The sequence below is a fragment of the Alcaligenes sp. WGS1538 genome (genome assembly GCF_043187505.1).
GTDB lineage: Bacteria > Pseudomonadota > Gammaproteobacteria > Burkholderiales > Burkholderiaceae_B > Alcaligenes.
This window is the reverse complement of sequence record NZ_CP171109.1, coordinates 117493-132977: the sequence shown is the minus strand read 5'-3', so window position 1 is coordinate 132977 and position 15485 is coordinate 117493. Positions and strand designations below refer to the sequence as shown.

General features: G+C 67.0%; 14 protein-coding genes. 8 read left to right on the top strand and 6 right to left on the bottom strand.

Going from position 1 to position 15485, the window contains the following annotated elements:
• Positions 1–33: 33 nt before the first annotated feature.
• From bfr to rpoN, 3 genes are all read right to left on the bottom strand, one after another.
• Entirely contained in the window at positions 34–513 is a 480-nt protein-coding gene (gene bfr, locus ACF3ND_RS00585; RefSeq protein WP_394063243.1) for a bacterioferritin, read from the bottom strand.
• 279 nt (positions 514–792) lie between these two features.
• Entirely contained in the window at positions 793–1080 is a 288-nt protein-coding gene (locus tag ACF3ND_RS00580; protein WP_394063241.1) for a (2Fe-2S)-binding protein, read from the bottom strand.
• 174 nt (positions 1081–1254) lie between these two features.
• Positions 1255–2637 carry an RNA polymerase factor sigma-54 gene (rpoN, locus tag ACF3ND_RS00575; RefSeq protein WP_394063239.1) on the bottom strand — a complete coding sequence of 461 codons (1383 nt, stop codon included), beginning with the start codon at positions 2635–2637 and terminating at the stop codon, positions 1255–1257.
• A 16-nt stretch (positions 2638–2653) separates the two neighbouring features.
• Between rpoN and ACF3ND_RS00570 the strand changes: the two genes are divergently transcribed.
• The 4 genes from ACF3ND_RS00570 to ACF3ND_RS00555 all read left to right on the top strand — a co-directional run bounded on the left by ACF3ND_RS00570 (position 2654) and on the right by ACF3ND_RS00555 (position 6626).
• Positions 2654–3208, top strand: coding sequence for a hypothetical protein (locus ACF3ND_RS00570; protein WP_394063237.1), 555 nt, complete (start codon positions 2654–2656; stop codon positions 3206–3208).
• Positions 3209–3260: 52 nt separating this feature from the next.
• Positions 3261–3410 carry a hypothetical protein gene (locus tag ACF3ND_RS00565; protein WP_394063235.1) on the top strand — a complete coding sequence of 50 codons (150 nt, stop codon included), beginning with the start codon at positions 3261–3263 and terminating at the stop codon, positions 3408–3410.
• A gap of 136 nt (positions 3411–3546) precedes the next feature.
• Positions 3547–5241, top strand: a complete 1695-nt coding sequence (gene leuA / locus ACF3ND_RS00560; RefSeq protein WP_394065871.1) for a 2-isopropylmalate synthase — start codon at positions 3547–3549, stop codon at positions 5239–5241.
• A gap of 266 nt (positions 5242–5507) precedes the next feature.
• A complete protein-coding gene (locus tag ACF3ND_RS00555; RefSeq protein ID WP_394063233.1) occupies positions 5508–6626 on the top strand; it encodes a porin in 1119 nt (372 codons plus the stop codon).
• 50 nt (positions 6627–6676) lie between these two features.
• Here ACF3ND_RS00555 and ACF3ND_RS00550 read toward each other — a convergent pair whose 3' ends face one another.
• On the bottom strand, positions 6677–6994 hold the full coding sequence (locus ACF3ND_RS00550) for a hypothetical protein (RefSeq protein WP_394063231.1): 318 nt from the start codon (positions 6992–6994) through the stop codon (positions 6677–6679).
• An 85-nt stretch (positions 6995–7079) separates the two neighbouring features.
• On the bottom strand, positions 7080–7427 hold the full coding sequence (locus ACF3ND_RS00545; RefSeq protein WP_394063229.1) for a DUF1840 domain-containing protein: 348 nt from the start codon (positions 7425–7427) through the stop codon (positions 7080–7082).
• A 97-nt stretch (positions 7428–7524) separates the two neighbouring features.
• Here ACF3ND_RS00545 and ACF3ND_RS00540 point away from each other — a divergent pair, with 97 nt between their 5' ends.
• From ACF3ND_RS00540 to ACF3ND_RS00525, 4 genes are all read left to right on the top strand, one after another.
• On the top strand, positions 7525–11058 hold the full coding sequence (locus tag ACF3ND_RS00540) for a phospholipase effector Tle1 domain-containing protein (protein WP_394063227.1): 3534 nt from the start codon (positions 7525–7527) through the stop codon (positions 11056–11058).
• A 122-nt stretch (positions 11059–11180) separates the two neighbouring features.
• Positions 11181–12866 carry an arginine--tRNA ligase gene (argS, locus tag ACF3ND_RS00535; RefSeq protein WP_394063225.1) on the top strand — a complete coding sequence of 562 codons (1686 nt, stop codon included), beginning with the start codon at positions 11181–11183 and terminating at the stop codon, positions 12864–12866.
• 16 nt (positions 12867–12882) lie between these two features.
• Positions 12883–13458: an SPOR domain-containing protein gene (locus ACF3ND_RS00530; protein ID WP_394063223.1), complete on the top strand. Its 576-nt coding sequence runs from the start codon at positions 12883–12885 to the stop codon at positions 13456–13458.
• 92 nt (positions 13459–13550) lie between these two features.
• On the top strand, positions 13551–14192 hold the full coding sequence (locus ACF3ND_RS00525; RefSeq protein ID WP_394063221.1) for a thiol:disulfide interchange protein DsbA/DsbL: 642 nt from the start codon (positions 13551–13553) through the stop codon (positions 14190–14192).
• Positions 14193–14278: 86 nt separating this feature from the next.
• On the opposite strand, the gene metC is transcribed toward ACF3ND_RS00525, so the two are convergent.
• Complete coding sequence (gene metC, locus ACF3ND_RS00520) at positions 14279–15475, bottom strand: cystathionine beta-lyase (RefSeq protein ID WP_394063219.1); 1197 nt, start codon at positions 15473–15475, stop codon at positions 14279–14281.
• Positions 15476–15485 lie beyond the last annotated feature (10 nt).

The following is a 15485-nucleotide window of genomic DNA, read 5'->3' as shown; positions in this document are numbered from 1 at the left end:
CCGAGGGGCGCTTTTTCTTTGGAGCCGCGCGGCTTATTCGCCGTGCTCGCCCATCTGCGACTGCAGGTAGTTCTGCAGGCCGACCTTGTTGATCAGCTCGATCTGGGTCTCCAGCCAGTCGATGTGCTCTTCGGTGTCGTCCAGGATCTTCAGGAACAGGTCGCGGGACACGTAGTCGCGTGCGGATTCACAGTATTCGATGGCCTCGACCACGGTCTCGCGGGCGGCCTTCTCCAGCTTCAGATCGCAGCCCAGCAGCTCGGGCACGTTCTCGCCGATCATGATCTTGTGCATGTCCTGCAGATTGGGCAGGCCGTCCAGCATGAAGATGCGCTCGATCAGCATGTCGGCGTGCTTCATTTCCCCGATGGACTCGTCATACTCGTGCTTGCCCAGCTTGTTGAAGCCCCAATGGTTCAGCATGCGGGCATGCAGGAAATACTGGTTGATGGCCGTGAGTTCGTTCTTCAGTTGCTTGTTCAGGTGTTGAACCACCACTTTATCGCCAAACATGTTCTTCTCCTGTGAATCTGGCGGCGCCTGCCCCAACAGGACGCCGGACTCCCGCAACGCGGGGCCGGGCCGGTTTCGGAGCGAACACGAAATCCGGCCCCTGGCTTTGGGGGGTGAAAGCCACAGACTACCATGCACAGGGGAATTGCGGCGCAAAAGAGGACAGTCCCGCTGCCCGATCCGTTGCGGATTTGGGTTAATAGCAGGACTAACGAAACTCATTCCCACTACCGGAGCCGGTGCGGGACGGTTCGGGGCCGGCCAGTCACCGGAGCCGCGTCAGGCGCGGCAGACGATGCGTTCGAAGGCTGGCTCGGCGATGTGGTTGTCGTTGGCGGCGTCCTCGACCCGGGCGGCCCCGGCCGGGGCGATCATGACCTGGTTGGCGTAGCGCCCGCCCGGCAGGTAATCCTGGGCCGTATCCGCACAACAACCGCAGCAGGACGCAACCCCCAGCTGACCCTGCAGGTCCGCCAGGCTGGCAGCGCCGCCTTGCACAGCTTCCTGTACTTGACGCTCGGTGATGGCATTACATATGCAAATATACATGAGAACAATTATCATCAAGAATATTGAAAAGATCAATAGTCATTCTCATTTAGTTCACATTTTCTGTTCCGTCTCCCTATGAGAGCCCTTTCGACACCCGGCATAAGCAGCAGAAAGCGCGTCAATCCTGCAACAAATGGCCCATCAGCAAACAAACGCCTTCTCGATTTCTCCTAATTCCCCTCTCTATTTCTACGCACCCGCCGCCGCCCGCATCTTGCGCTGCGAAGCCGTGGCCAGGCCTTCGGCCTCGCGGTACTTGGCCACGGTGCGCCGGGCCACGTTCAGGCCCCGGGCCTGCAGCTGATCGGTGATCTGCTGGTCGGACAGGGGCTTGGCAGGCGACTCGGCGCGTATCATCTGGACGATCAGGGCGCGCACCGCCGCGGCGGAGGTATCGTTGCGGCCGTCCGCGCTGTTCAGGCCCACGCTGAAGAACTGCTTGAGCTCCATGACGCCGTGTGGGGTCTGGAGATACTTCTGGCGCGTGGCGCGCGAGATGGTCGATTCATGCAGGTCCAGCTCGGCCGCCAGGTCGGCCAGCTGCATGGGGCGCAGGCCGGCGGCGCCCCGGATGAAGAAGTCCTGCTGCATACGCACGATGGCCTGGGCCACGCGCAGGATGGTGGCGAAGCGGCTGTGCACGCTGCGCAGCAGGCCCGCCGCCTTCTGGCGCTCGGCCAGCAGCGCGGGATGCGCCTCGATGTCGCAGCCCGGCATGGACGCCAGCTGCAGGCGCGGCACCGCCAGGGGATTGAGCACCGCCTCCCAGCGGTCCCCGACGCGCTTGAGCAGGACGTCGGGCACCACATAGGCGGACACATTCTGGGTCCAGCCGCGTCCCGGCTTGGGATCCAGCTTCAGGATCACGTGATGGGCACGCTCCACCAGCTCGGCGGCGAACAGGCCCGCGGTGCGCTGGCGCAACTGATTGGGCGAAGCCAGGCTGGCCACATGCTCGCGCGCCAGATGGCGGGCGCAGCGCAGCAGGTCCGGCTCCAGGCGGCCCGCCGACTGCATCAGCTGCAGATCCAGGCATTCGGCCAGGTCGCGCGCTCCCACTCCGGCCGGCTCCAGCGACTGCACGCGGGCCAGGGCGCAACGCAGCTCCTCGGCCTGCACCTCCAGCTCGGCCGGCAGCCAGGCCAGAACCTCGTCCAGGGAGCAGGGCAGGTAGCCGTTGTCGTCCAGCTCGTCGATCAGCAGTTGCGCCAGCGCCAGCTCGCGCGGGGCCAGGCGCAGCAGGCCGAGCTGCTGGCGCAGGTGCGCCCCCAGGTCCTGGGGGGCGCGCGTCTCGGGAACCCAGTCCTCGTCCTCGTCGCCGCCGCGAAAGTTGGAAAAATCCAACGCCGCCCACGACTGATCCGCCTCGTCCCGCCCATCGTCGGAAGACGGCCCGGCAACGTCCGCCTGCGGGTCCAGTCGCTCCAGCAGCGGGTTCTCCAGCAGGGCCTGGGCCAGCTCCTGTTCCAGTTCCGCCCCCGACAGCTGCAGCACTTTAATAGACTGTTGCAATTGCGGCGTCAAAGCCAGCGTCTGCTGCTGGCGCAAATCTAGTGACTGACGCGTAAGCATAGGTACAATCGTTTCCATGAAAACCGACAATGCCCAGATCCCTACCCCGAGTGACAGCCAGACGCTGCGCAACACTCTGTTCAAGCTCTGCGCCACGGCCACCATCATCTGCGCCGTGATCATCGTCGCCGTCGCCATCGTCTGGTGGGACCTGCTCAATCGTCTGATCAGCTTCGGGCGCGGACTGGACTATTCCGGCCTGCAGGCCCTGAGCATCCAGAACCTGGCCCTGATCAAGCAATACAACCCCTTCTTCTGGTGGACGGTGGTTGGCATCATTTCCCTTATTATTGCCTATCTTTTACATGGCTTCGTGCAGGCCGTCATGCGCCGCAACCGGCAGCGCATCGTGGACGAAGCCACCATCGCGCACCTGGCCCGCAACCTGAGCCGGCCCGCGCGCGACGTCATCCTGTGGGCCTGGCCCGACCAGCGCAACCCCATCACTGTCGGTGATTTGCAACGCGCCCACGCCGAAATGCGTTCGGGCCGATACTCGAAGATGCAACTGGCCCAGCAGCAGAACCTGCTCCTGCAGACCGACTACGAGCGCAGCGAGCCCCAGGTCTGAGAACCTCTTCCGGCGCTTGCCTTGTTGCTCTTTTTGTGTTTGACTTACGGACATGGACCACGCACGCACATCCTTCAACGCATTCCAGGGCTTCAGCCGCGCCGCTGAACGGTCCCTGCATGCCGTGCGTCCCGGCCGCCGTCCGGCCGCCCTGTCCCGCCTGTTCTCCCTGCTACTACTAGCGTCCGGTTGCCGGGCCTAGCGTCCCGTGGCAGTTCGGCAGCCAGATTCAGCCACATCTACGTCATTTGCGCCGCCACCGGCCTACGTACATGCTGAACCGCTGGTGACGGCAAGAAGTAAAAAACACTTTTTGTCCGACAGGTATCCCCATGGCAATGCTGAAAAACCCCTCCCAGAAGTATCGTCCGTTCGTCGCGTTCGACCGCGATTTCTCGGAACGCACCTGGCCGTCCAAGCGCATCACCCAGGCTCCGATCTGGATGAGCACGGACCTGCGCGACGGTAACCAGTCCCTGATCGAACCCATGAGCGTGGCCCGCAAGCTGCGCTTCTTCGAACAGCTGGTCAAGATCGGCTTCAAGGAAATCGAGGTCGGTTTTCCATCGGCATCGCAGACCGACTTCGATTTCGTTCGCAAGCTGATCGACGAGAAGCGCATCCCCGAGGACGTCACCATCATCGTGCTGACCCAGTCCCGCGAAGACCTGATCAAGCGCACCGTGGAAGCGGCCGCCGGCGCCAAGCAGGCCATCATCCACCTGTACAACGCCTGCGCCCCGGCCTTTCGCAAGATCGTCTTCAACCTGAGCAAGGACGAAATCAAGAATATCGCCCTGACCGGCACGCGCCTGGTCAAGCAGGAGGTGGCCAAATACCCCCAGACCTCTTGGCGCTATGAATACTCGCCTGAAGTCTTCAGCACCACAGAGCCCGAATTCGCGCTGGAAGTCTGCAACGCCGTGGTCCAGGCCTGGGAGCCGACCGCCGACAAGCCCGTCATCCTGAACCTGCCCGCCACCATCGAGGCCACCACGCCCAATATGTATGCGGACCAGATCGAATGGATGCACAACAACCTGCAGCAGCGCGACCGCATCGTGCTGAGCGTGCACCCCCACAATGACCGCGGCACGGCCGTGGCCGCCGCCGAGCTGGCCGTGATGGCCGGCGCGGACCGCATCGAGGGCTGCCTGTTCGGCAGCGGCGAGCGCACCGGCAACGTCTGCCTGGTCACCCTGGCGCTGAACCTCTACACCCAGGGCGTGGATCCCGAACTGGACTTCTCCGACATCGACGAAGTGCGCCGCACCGCCGAGTACTGCAACCAGCTGCCCGTGCACCCGCGCCACCCCTATGCCGGCGACCTGGTCTTCACGGCCTTCTCCGGCTCGCACCAGGACGCCATCAAGAAAGGCTTCGCACAGCAGAAGTCCGACGAGCCCTGGGAAGTGCCCTACCTGCCCATCGACCCGGCCGACCTGGGCCGCAGCTACGACGCCGTGATCCGCGTCAACAGCCAGTCCGGCAAGGGCGGCGTGTCCTACCTGCTGGAGCAGGAACACGGCCTGGTGCTGCCGCGCCGCATGCAGATCGAGTTCAGCCGCGCCATCCAGCGCGTGACGGACTCCACCGGCAAGGAAGTCACGCCCGCCGACGTGTACGGCATCTTCGCCGCCGAGTACCTGGACTGCAAGAAGCACTGGAAGCTGCTCAATCACCGCATCGTCAGCCAGCCGCATGCCGACAGCGGCCAGCAGTTCACCATCGAGGTGGACATCGAGCAGGACGGCAAGGTGCGCAGCCTGAGCGGCTCGGGCGAGGGCGCCATCTCGGCCTTCGTGAACGCGCTGGACCTGTCCATCAAGATCATGGACTACAACGAGCACGCCATCGGCTCGGGCGCCGAGACCCGCGCCGCCTCCTACGTGGAGATGCGCATCGGCGACAGCCCCTCGGGCTTTGGCGTGGGCATACACCCCGACATCGTCACGGCCTCCTTCCTGGCCATCCTGAGCGCTGTCAACCGCCACATCATCGCCCAGGCCGAGCAGGAAGCCGCCACGGCCTGACCCTTTTCACGGATGCCGGGCGGCGATCCCGCCCAGTATCCGGTCCGGCCCATTCCCGCCGGGCCCAAGGCTTCGCATCGCGGCCCGCTTACCCGCGCCGCCGCAGGACACCCGCCCACGAGGCGGGTTTTTCATTGGCGGGAAGCACTCACGAAGCGGCGCGGCGGGGCGACAAGCGCCGCGGGCACCGTCTTCACTGTCATGCGGCTGTAGCACCGGCTTCCTACACTGCGGGTTCCGATCAAGTCCCAAAGAGGATACCAACCGTGAAGACCTCCCTGCGCATCGCGGCGGCCGGCGCATGCCTGTCCGCTCTCTCCCCCTCCTTTCCCGTCATGGCGGCCAATGCCGCATCGGTTCAGCTCTACGGGCTGATCGACACCGGCATGGAATTCATCAATCACGCCCCTGGCGGCGGCACCCATGCCGGCTTCGGCTCGGGCAACTGGTACGGCTCACGCTGGGGCCTGCGCGGCGCCGAAGACCTGGGCAGCGGCCTCAAGACCGTGTACGCCCTGGAAAGCGGTTTTGACATCGCCACCGGCAACTCCCTGCAAGGCAAGCGCCTGTTCGGACGCCAGGCCTATGTAGGCCTGTCCGACCGAAGCTGGGGAGAACTGACCCTGGGCCGCCACAACACGCTGATGATCGACTGGATGAGCAAGTTCAATCCGTACAACAACTCCAGCTTTGGGGGCAAGAATCTCGACCCCGCATTTTCGGACCGGATGGACAACTCCATCAAATACACAACGAAGCTCGGCGCCGTCACCCTGGGCGCGTACTACAGCTTCGGGTGGAACAACGAACAGAGCTGGGACGACGCGAACCGCGGCCGCATGCTGGGCCTGGGCCTGCAATACAAGGCCGACGGCCTGACCGCCGCCGTGCTGTACCACAGCAAGCGCGCCGACGCCCCCAAGGCCGGCGCCAACAGCAGCGACAACCGCGAAGACCGCGTCCTGACGGGCGTCTCGTACCAGGCCGCGGACTTCACGTTCTACGGCGGCTACCGCTGGCTCGACCAGCACCTGACGACCCGCTCCTACATCAGCCACCTGTTCTGGGCCGGCCTGACCTACCGCCCCGCCGGGAATACGCGCCTGTCCGCTGCGGTCTACCACCAGCGCGGCACCACCTGCGACAACATGAACCTCGTCTCGTGCCCGTCCGTGCAGCAGGCCGGCCGCGACCAACGCCCCTCGCTGATCACCCTGGGCGCGGAATACGACCTCTCGAAACGCACCTCGCTCTATGGCCTGGCCTCCTACGCGATCAACAACCACGGCTCGTCCGTGAGCGTGCGCGGCGGCAAGTTCGGGGCCAACATCGAGCCGGGCCGCAACCAGCTCGGCGGCGCGGTCGGCATCGTCCACCGTTTCTGATCCCGGGGCGGACCGAGGCCGCAAGCCGCGACCGGGCCGCGCGCCCCGACCTAGAAGGTGACCGCCAGCCCCGGCAGGTCCACCGTGACGCGCGTGGACTGCAACGCCTGCAGGCAGTGGCGGGCGAACTCCTGGGCGCGGTCCTGGTCCTGGGACAGCACGTCATGGCCCAGGGCGTCGGCCACGCCCATGATCTTGTCCAGCAGCAGGACCTTGCCGCTGGGGCGCAGCGGCTCGCAGCCCAGACGTTCCCAGGTCTGGTCCAGCCAGTCCCGCGAGGCCGCGCTGGCCTGCGCATCGGGCTGCACCGAGGTGACCAGCTCCAGTTGCTGGCGCGGGTTGAAAATCACGAGAACGATGGCGCGCATGCAAGGCCTCCGCGGGAAATGGGATGTGGTTGCAGCTTAAGCAAAGACGGCCCGCCGGAATGTCGGCGGGCCGACAATCCGCCTCTCACCAGGAACTGTCGGCGGGTTCCCACAAAACCGGGTCGCCGCTCTTGTGCGCCTGGCGCAGCATGTCCAGGAGCGGAAAGGCGCGCTGCTTGAAGCTGACCGCCTGGGAGATGGGATGGTCGGGCTCGCGGTCTTCGTCGTCATGGGGCGCATGTTCGTTTTCCCTGTCCTGCCCCACGGCGTGTTCTATGCCCTGTATGGCCGCGGGCAGCTGTTCCGCCGTGAACACGCCGCGCTCGGGCAAGCCTTCAGGGTAGGAGCGTCCTGCCGCCCGGAGAATAGGCATGGCATGTTCAGCAAACATCAGGACATCGGCCGCGGCCTTGCTTTTGAATACGACTAGCATACGGTTTCTCCTTATGGATCTTTGTGCTTCCCAGGCTGTTTTCGGGCTGCACACATCACCAAGATAGCAGGGATTGCCTTCTTGTGGAGAGTCCCTCATGTCTGCCGCACGTCTACGATGGTTCATCTTCCTGCCGGCCCTGCTTCCCGCGGCGGCCTGGCCGCAGGCAGGGCGAACCTGCTCCCTGCCGCCGACCGCGCCGTCCTGCGCGCCCGCCGCCGAACTGGCCGGCGAGCCGGAACCCGCGCCCGACCTGGGCCTGCTCAACCCCGTGGACCTGCTCACCGGACGCAAGCAGCAAAGCGACACCGACCTGCCTGCGAGCCGGGCCTGGCCATTGCTGCAACTGCAACGGCACATGAACGGCGACACGCCCAATCCCACCCCCACGCTGGGGCCGACCGGCTGGGCGCTGAACTACGACCTGCAGGTGCGCAGCCAGGGCGCCGCGCTGCACCTGCCCGACGGCCGCCGCCTGACCCTGTCTCCTCCAGCCCGGCCCGAAGCCGGAGGCTGGCGCTGGCAGGGCGCCGACGGCCTGATGCTGCACTTCAATGAACAGGGCTGGCTGACCCGCCTGCGCACCTCCGCGCGCCGCTGGCTGCACATCGAACGCCTGCCGGCCGACCGCCCCGACGCTCATGCCGTGCGCCAGGTCCGCAATCACCTGGGCCAGGTCCTGCGGCTGGACTGGCAGGCGGACCGGCAGGCGCTGGCCGTCCAGACGCCCGCCGGCCTGTTCCGCTGGCGCATGACGGGACAAGGAGGGCGGCCCTGGCTGGCCAGCGTGTCCCGGCCTGACGGCCTCATGCGCCTCTACCACGCCGCTCCCGCGCCCTGGAGCCGGCGGCTGGGCGGCGTCAGCCTGCAAGCCCCCGGGCAGCCCGCGCACCGACTGCAGCAATGGGATTACGACGAACAAGGCAGGGTGCGGCGCATCGTCTCGCACGCCCTGGACCAGGAATGGACCGCAAGCCATGAACCGGGCCTCAGCCTCTGGACCCAGGGCCAGGAGCAGCACCGGTTCGCGCACAGCCTGATCCAGGGCCAGGCGCGCCTGGGCAGCCTGGAAAGCCGCTGGTGCAACGGCTGCCCCGCCTACCGGACCGTCTGGCGGCACGATGCGCAAGGCCGATGGCTGCAGGCAGGCCCGTGGCATGCGCAGCGGCGCGCCGACGGCTCCATCCGGCGCGTGCGGCAAGCCGACGGCGGGTGGGGGCCGATGACGCTGGACCTGGACGAGCGCGGCCGGCTGCAAGGCTGGGACACGCTTCTGACCGGTCCGCAGACGCGGCGCTGGAACACGGACGGGACGCTGGCCGAAGTCCGCCATGCGGGCGCGGACGGACTGCTCATGCAGCATGACGCCTCCGGGCGTCTGGCCAGCCTGCATCACCGCCGCGGGCAGGAAAGCGAGCTGACCCGCCTGCGCTGGCAGGGACACGGCCTGCTGCGCATCGAACATCCCGAAGAGACGCAGCGGCTGAAACTGCGCGCCGGACTGCTGCGCGAACGCCGCCTGGAGCGGCGCCACAGCCCCGGCCAAGCCTGGACGGAGCGCTTCGACTACGACGATAGCCAGCGGCTGGTCCGGCACCACCTGCCCGAAGGCGGCCGGCTGGACTACCGCTGGGACGCGCAAGGCCGCCTCGCCGCCCTGGACTGGACCGACGCCCAGGGCCGCCTGCACAGCGTCGTGCAGGCGCGCAACCCCGGCTATGCCTGGGGCAACGGCCTGCACCTGATCAGCCGCGCCGACGCAACCCGGCACAGCGTGGACCTGATGCTGCTGCGTCCGGACGGCAGCCCGGTCTGGACCAGCGCGCGTCGCCTGGATGCGCAGGGCCGGGTCAGGGCGGAACGCCACCACTACGCGGCGCTGGGACAGGAACGGACCTGGAGGCTGGACTATGACGGGGCGGGCCGTCTGGCCGCCTATCGCCAGGAAGGGGAGCAGGACGTCCATTGGCTGGCCTGGGAGGGCACGGGCGCCCTGCGCGCCCGCCATCCCCTGCCCGCGCCGGCCATGGTCCGCGCCCCCGACGGCCTGCCGACCCGCGTGGGAGAACTGGACCTGGACTACGGACCCAGCCGGCGACTGCGCGGGGTGCGCTCGCCGGCCGGAATCCTGGTCCAGTACCGCCACGACGCTTTCGGTCAGCGCATCCTGCGCATCCAGGGCGATCGGCAGCGCGCCTTCTTCCACCACGGCCAGCAGTTGCTGGCCGAGCTGGACCTGCCGGCCACGGCGCAACGCATCGTGTCGCGCCGCTACCTGTACGCGGGACTGACCCCGGTGGGCCTGATCATCTACGACGAGCACGGACAGGGCCGCCTGCACTATCTGCACAGCGACCTGATGGGCGCGGTCCGCCTGGCCACCGACGAACAAGGCCGGACCGTCTGGGCGGCCGACCTCGATCCCCTGGGTCAGGCCCGCATCCTGCTCGAGGAACTGGAACTGCACCTGCGCCTGCCGGGCCAGTACGCGGACCCCGCCACGGGCTGGCACGACAATCTGCTGCGCACCTATTCGCCGCGCCACGGCCACTACCTGGAGCCCGATCCCCTGGGGCCATGGCCCGGCTCGCAAGCCCTGGGCTATGCGGGCCAGCAGCCCCTGCGGCGCGTGGATCCGCTGGGCCTGCTGCTGTTCGCCTTCGACGGCACCCGCCAGAGCCGCGTCACCCGCAGCAATGTCTGGAAGCTGGCCCAACTGTACCGGGAGGGCGCGGCGCATTACCACGACGGACCGGGCAACCCGCACTCCCTGGACGCGGATGCGCTGACCGCCTGGCGGGCCGGCCGCATCCTGCAAACCCAGTGGACGCGCCTGCTGGACAGCCTGCAGCAGGCCGGCCCCGGCCCGGCCGCCACGCCCGTGGACCTGCTGGGCTTTTCCCGCGGAGCGGCGTTGGCGCGCGATTTCGCCAACCGCATCCTGGATCACACCCAGGCGGGCTGGTTCCTGCTGGACGACCCGCTGCGCGGCCGCATCCGCGCCTGCATCACGCCGCGCTTCCTGGGCCTGTTCGACACGGTGGCGCAGTTCGGCCTGTCGGGCACGCACAACTCGCGCTACCGCCTGGGCGTGCCCGAAGCCTGGCAATGGGTGGCGCACGCCGTCTCCCTGCACGAGCACCGCCACCTGTTTCCCCTGAGCGCCCTGGCCCAGGCCATGAACGTGGTGGAGATGCCCTTTATCGGCGCGCACAGCGACATAGGCGGCGGCGTGCTGCCCGCCGACCCCGCGCCGCAGCCCGGCGACCTGGACAAGGTGGCGCTGGCCTGGATGCACTGGCAGGCCAGGGCGGCGGGCCTGACCCTGGCGCAGCTTCCCCTGACCGATCTCTCCGTGGCCCACCCCATCCTGCACGACATGCGCCCGGCCTGGCAGCGCAGCATCCAGAACGGCGACCGCCAGGTCAACTACCACGGCCATGGCCGGGACCACGCCTACCAGGAGCAGCACCCCAAGCTGGGCGCGGCCATGCGCCGCTCGGTGCAGGCCCTGATCCGTCGCCACGAGGATTGGCGCAGCCGCGAGGGCCACGACGCCGGGGTCGTGGACATGAAGGCGTATGACGCGTGGCTCAAGGATCACCTGGGCTGGGACCGAGAGGCCTATTGAAAGGAATTTGCCCGCAAATCACGCTATCATGTAGGACTGTCCGGCGGGGCATTGTCGCGCCCGCCATCCGGGGCATGCCGCATGCGCCCGGCTTGTTTCCATATCGACCCAGAACATTTTCTATGCTTCCTGAGCAACAGTCCCAGTTAATCGCCCGCCTGCAGGCGGCCGTCAGCGCCATCCTGCCGCAGGCCCAGCCCACCATCACGCTCGAGCGGCCCAAAGTGGCCGCCCACGGCGATGTGGCCTGCAACGTCGCCATGCAGCTGGCCAAGCCCGCCGGCCGCAACCCCCGCGAACTGGCTCAGGAGATCGTCAACACCCTGCTGGCCGACCCGGCCGCCACGGCCCTCATCGCCAGCGCCGAGATCGCCGGCCCCGGCTTCATCAACTTCCGGCTGTCCGCCGCCACCCAGCAGGCCGTGCTGCACGCCATCGGCGAGCAGGGCGAGCGCTACGGCCACGTGGCCCCGCGCCAGGAAAAGCTGATGGTGGAATTCGTATCCGCCAATCCCACCGGCCCGCTGCACGTGGGCCACGCCCGCCAGGCCGCGCTGGGCGATTCGCTGTGCCGCGTCTTCAGCGCCCAGGGCTATGACGTCACCCGCGAGTTCTACTACAACGACGCGGGCAACCAGATCGACAACCTGACCATCAGCGTGCAGGCGCGTGCGCGCGGCATCGCGCCCGACTCCGAACAGTTCCCCGCCGACGGCTACAAGGGCGACTACATCCTGGACATCGCCCGCGACTACCTGGCCGGCGCCACCGTGCAGGCGGCCGACGGCCAGTCCGTGACCGCCAGCGGCGACCTGGACAACACCGAGGACATCCGCCGCTTCGCCGTGGCCTACCTGCGCCGCGAACAGGACCTGGACCTGCAGGCCTTCGGCCTGAAGTTCGACAATTTCTTCCTGGAAAGCTCGCTCTACACCTCCGGCCGCGTGGAAAAGACCGTGCAGGCCCTGATCGAGGCCGGCCACACCTACGAGCAGGACGGCGCGCTGTGGCTGCGCACCACGGAGCTGGGCACCGGCGACGACAAGGACCGCGTGATGCGCAAGTCCGAAGGCGGCTACACCTATTTCGTGCCCGACGTGGCCTACCACGTGGCCAAGTGGGAGCGCGGCTTTCATCACGCCATCAACATCCAGGGCACGGATCACCACGGCACCATCGCGCGCGTGCGCGCCGGGCTGCAGGGCCTGAATCTGGGCATCCCCAAGGATTTCCCCGCCTACATCCTGCACAAGATGGTCAAGGTGGTGCGCAACGGCCAGGAAGTGAAGATATCCAAGCGCGCCGGCAGCTACGTCACCCTGCGCGACCTGATCGAATGGGTGGGCCAGGACGCCGTGCGCTTCTTCTTGATCCAGCGCCGCGCCGACTCCGAATTCGTCTTCGACATCGACCTGGCCCTGTCCAAGAGCGAAGAGAACCCCGTCTACTACATCCAGTACGCCCACGCCCGCATCTGCTCGGTGCTGAACCAGTCGGCCGAACTGCTCTCGCAAGTGCCCCAGGCGGACGTCGCGCCCCTGACCGCCCCCAGCGAGATCGCCCTGCTGCAGCGCCTGGCCGAATACCCGGCCGTGCTGGCCCAGGCCGCCCGCGAACTGGCCCCCCACCACATCGCCTTCTGGCTGCGCGACTGCGCTTCGGACTTCCATACCTGGTACAACGCCGAACGCGTGCTGGTGGACGACACGGCCCTGCGCCTGGCCCGCCTGCGTCTGGCCCAGTCCTGCGCCCAGGTCATCCGCAACGGTCTGGACCTGCTGGGCGTGTCCGCCCCTGAACGCATGTAAACCTCCATAGGCAGATATGGCACGAGCACGCAAGAAGTCCTCCGGTTCTGGCGGCACCTACACCGGCATACTGATAGGCCTGATCCTGGGCCTGGGCGCCGCCGTGGCAGTGGCCCTGTTCGTCACCAAGGTGCCCATGCCCTTCGTGGACAAGGCCAGCCGGGAGGCGCCCACCGTGGCCCTGCCCGAAGGACGCGACCTGCTGGACCCGAACCGGGGCCTTTACGGTTCGGACTCCTCCAATGTTCCGCCGCCCGCCGTGGAAAACATTCCGGGCCTGACCCTGCCCAGCCTGCCCGCGCCGCCTGCAGGCCAGGCCAAGACTACGGCAGCGCCCGCGCCCAGCAAGCCGCCCAGCACCACCACGACCTACTATCTGCAGGCCGGCGCCTTCCGCAACAATGCCGACGCCGAGGCCATGAAGGCGCGCCTGCTCATGCTCGGCTTCAATGCATCGGTGCAGAGCGCCCAGGTCAACGGTGGGACCGTCAACCGCGTGCGCATGGGCCCCTTCAAGGGCATAGACGAAATGAACCGGGCCCGCAGCCGCCTGGCCGAGGAAAAGATCGACACCTCGGTCGTGCGTCCCTAGGCTGGAATACCGTTCACCCTGAGGCCCGGTTTGAACTTTCCCGCCATCGGGCTGGTCATAGAGAACACCTTCCCATTTAAGGAAACCGATTCATGAAGCTGAACGCACTGTTTGTACGAGTCCTGACCGGCGCCAGCCTGGTCGCCGGCGCGAGTCTGCTGCCCGCCACCGCCGCGCTGGCCCAGCAGGCCGGCCAGGGTTACGTCACCCTGACTCCCGCCCAGCCCTCCGACACCGCCGGCAAGACTGAAGTGCTGGAGTTCTTTGCCTACAGCTGCCCGCACTGCGCCATCCTGGAACCCAAGCTGCAAGCCTGGGCCAAGACCCTGCCCGCCGATGTCGCGCTGCGCCCCGTACCCGTAGCCTTCAACGCCGGCATGGGCGACCTGCAAAAGCTGTACTACACCCTGGAAGCCATGGATCGCCTGGACCTGCACCCCAAGGTCTTCGAAGCCATCCATCAGCAGCGCGAGCGCCTGTTCGACGCCAAGACCATCACCGAATGGGTCGCCAAGCAGGGCGTGGACAAGGCCAAGTTCGAACAGACCTTCAATTCCTTCGGCGTGCAGACCAAGGCCAACAAGGCCAACGAACTGGCCCGCAACTACCAGATCGACGGCACCCCCAGCCTGGCCGTGGGCGGCAAATACGTGACCTCGCCCGCGCTGGCCAACGGCTACGACGAAAGCATCACCAAGGCGCAGGAACTGCTGAAGCTGGCCAAGAAAGGCTGATCGGCAATCGCGCTGGACAAGGAAAACCCCGCCAAGGCGGGGTTTTTTTCATGTCACGCCGTGCTGAACGCCTCTGGCGGCACCCTTCACCCCCGCGCCGCCTTGTCCAGAGCCTGGGCCAGGTCGGCGCACAGGTCCTGCGCAGACTCCAGGCCGATGTGCAGGCGCACCAGGGCGTCCTCGGTCTGCGGCCAATAGCTGTGGCCGCGCAATAGGCCGGGGTCCACCAGCTGCACCAGGCTCTCAAAGCCGCCCCAGGAAAAACCGATGCCGAACAAAGTCAGAGCATCGACGAAGACGCGCGCCTGTGCCTGCGTCAGGCGCAACTGCACGGACAGCAAGCCGTTGGAACCGGTGCAGTCGCGCTGCCACAGGGCGTGGCCGGGGTCCTGCGGCCAGGCGGGGTGATAGATCCGTGTCACCTCCGGTCGGACGGCCAGGAATTCACACACCTTGAGCGCGTTGGCGGCGCTTTCGCGCATGCGGATGGGCAGGGTGCGCACGCCGCGCAGGGCCAGCCAGACGTCGTCGGCGCTGATGGAAAAACCCAGGGCGTAATGGTTGTCGTGCAGCCGCTTGTTCAGGGCCGGCTCGGCCGACATGACCGCGCCCAGCATCAGGTCCGAGTGGCCCGCCACGTACTTGGTGCCGGCCACGATGGACATGTCAAAGCCCAGCTCCAGCGGACGGTAGATGTAGCCCGAGCCCCAGGTGTTGTCCGTGACCAGCAGCAAGTCGTGGCGGCGGCCGAATTGCGCCAAGGCCGGCATGTCCAGCATCTGCATCAGCAGCGAGCCGGGCGATTCCACGTAGAGCATGCGCGTGTTGGGCTGCACGTGACGCTCCAGATCCTCGAGACTGGCCGCGCAGAACGTGACCTGGATGCCCAGGCGGCGCAGCACGGTCTTCTCCAGGTAGCGCACCGGGCCATAGGCGCTGTCGGCGACCAGCACATGGTCGCCCGTGTCCAGCAGGCTCAACAAGCCCAGGCTGATGGCCGCCATGCCCGAGGGCGCGAGCAGGGCCTGGGTGGCGGACTCCAGCTGGCAGAACACGGATTCCAGGGCGGCGTGGGTGTCCATGCCGGAGCGCCCGTAGGTGATCGAACGCTGAGCCGGATCCGCCTTGGCGGCCTGGGCGCGGTCCAGCGCATCCAGGTTGCGAAAGCGCACCGTGCTGGTGCGCATGACGGGCACGGCTACCGGCGCCGACTCCGTGCGTGCATCGAAGGGCGCAAGCCCGGTGTGTTGCAGGGTGGTATCCAGGGCGTGATCAGAACTCATGGTGCGCAAG

Coding starts and splice junctions, on each gene's coding strand:
- ACF3ND_RS00540 (WP_394063227.1), top strand. CDS start 7,525: ATGTCTGCCGCACGTCTACGATGGTTCATCTTCCTGCCGGCCCTGCTT.
- rpoN (WP_394063239.1), bottom strand. CDS start 2,637: ATGCTTACGCGTCAGTCACTAGATTTGCGCCAGCAGCAGACGCTGGCT.
- ACF3ND_RS00545 (WP_394063229.1), bottom strand. CDS start 7,427: ATGCTAGTCGTATTCAAAAGCAAGGCCGCGGCCGATGTCCTGATGTTT.
- leuA (WP_394065871.1), top strand. CDS start 3,547: ATGCTGAAAAACCCCTCCCAGAAGTATCGTCCGTTCGTCGCGTTCGAC.
- argS (WP_394063225.1), top strand. CDS start 11,181: ATGCTTCCTGAGCAACAGTCCCAGTTAATCGCCCGCCTGCAGGCGGCC.
- bfr (WP_394063243.1), bottom strand. CDS start 513: ATGTTTGGCGATAAAGTGGTGGTTCAACACCTGAACAAGCAACTGAAG.
- metC (WP_394063219.1), bottom strand. CDS start 15,475: ATGAGTTCTGATCACGCCCTGGATACCACCCTGCAACACACCGGGCTT.
- ACF3ND_RS00550 (WP_394063231.1), bottom strand. CDS start 6,994: ATGCGCGCCATCGTTCTCGTGATTTTCAACCCGCGCCAGCAACTGGAG.
- ACF3ND_RS00525 (WP_394063221.1), top strand. CDS start 13,551: ATGAAGCTGAACGCACTGTTTGTACGAGTCCTGACCGGCGCCAGCCTG.
- ACF3ND_RS00530 (WP_394063223.1), top strand. CDS start 12,883: ATGGCACGAGCACGCAAGAAGTCCTCCGGTTCTGGCGGCACCTACACC.
- ACF3ND_RS00565 (WP_394063235.1), top strand. CDS start 3,261: ATGGACCACGCACGCACATCCTTCAACGCATTCCAGGGCTTCAGCCGC.
- ACF3ND_RS00570 (WP_394063237.1), top strand. CDS start 2,654: ATGAAAACCGACAATGCCCAGATCCCTACCCCGAGTGACAGCCAGACG.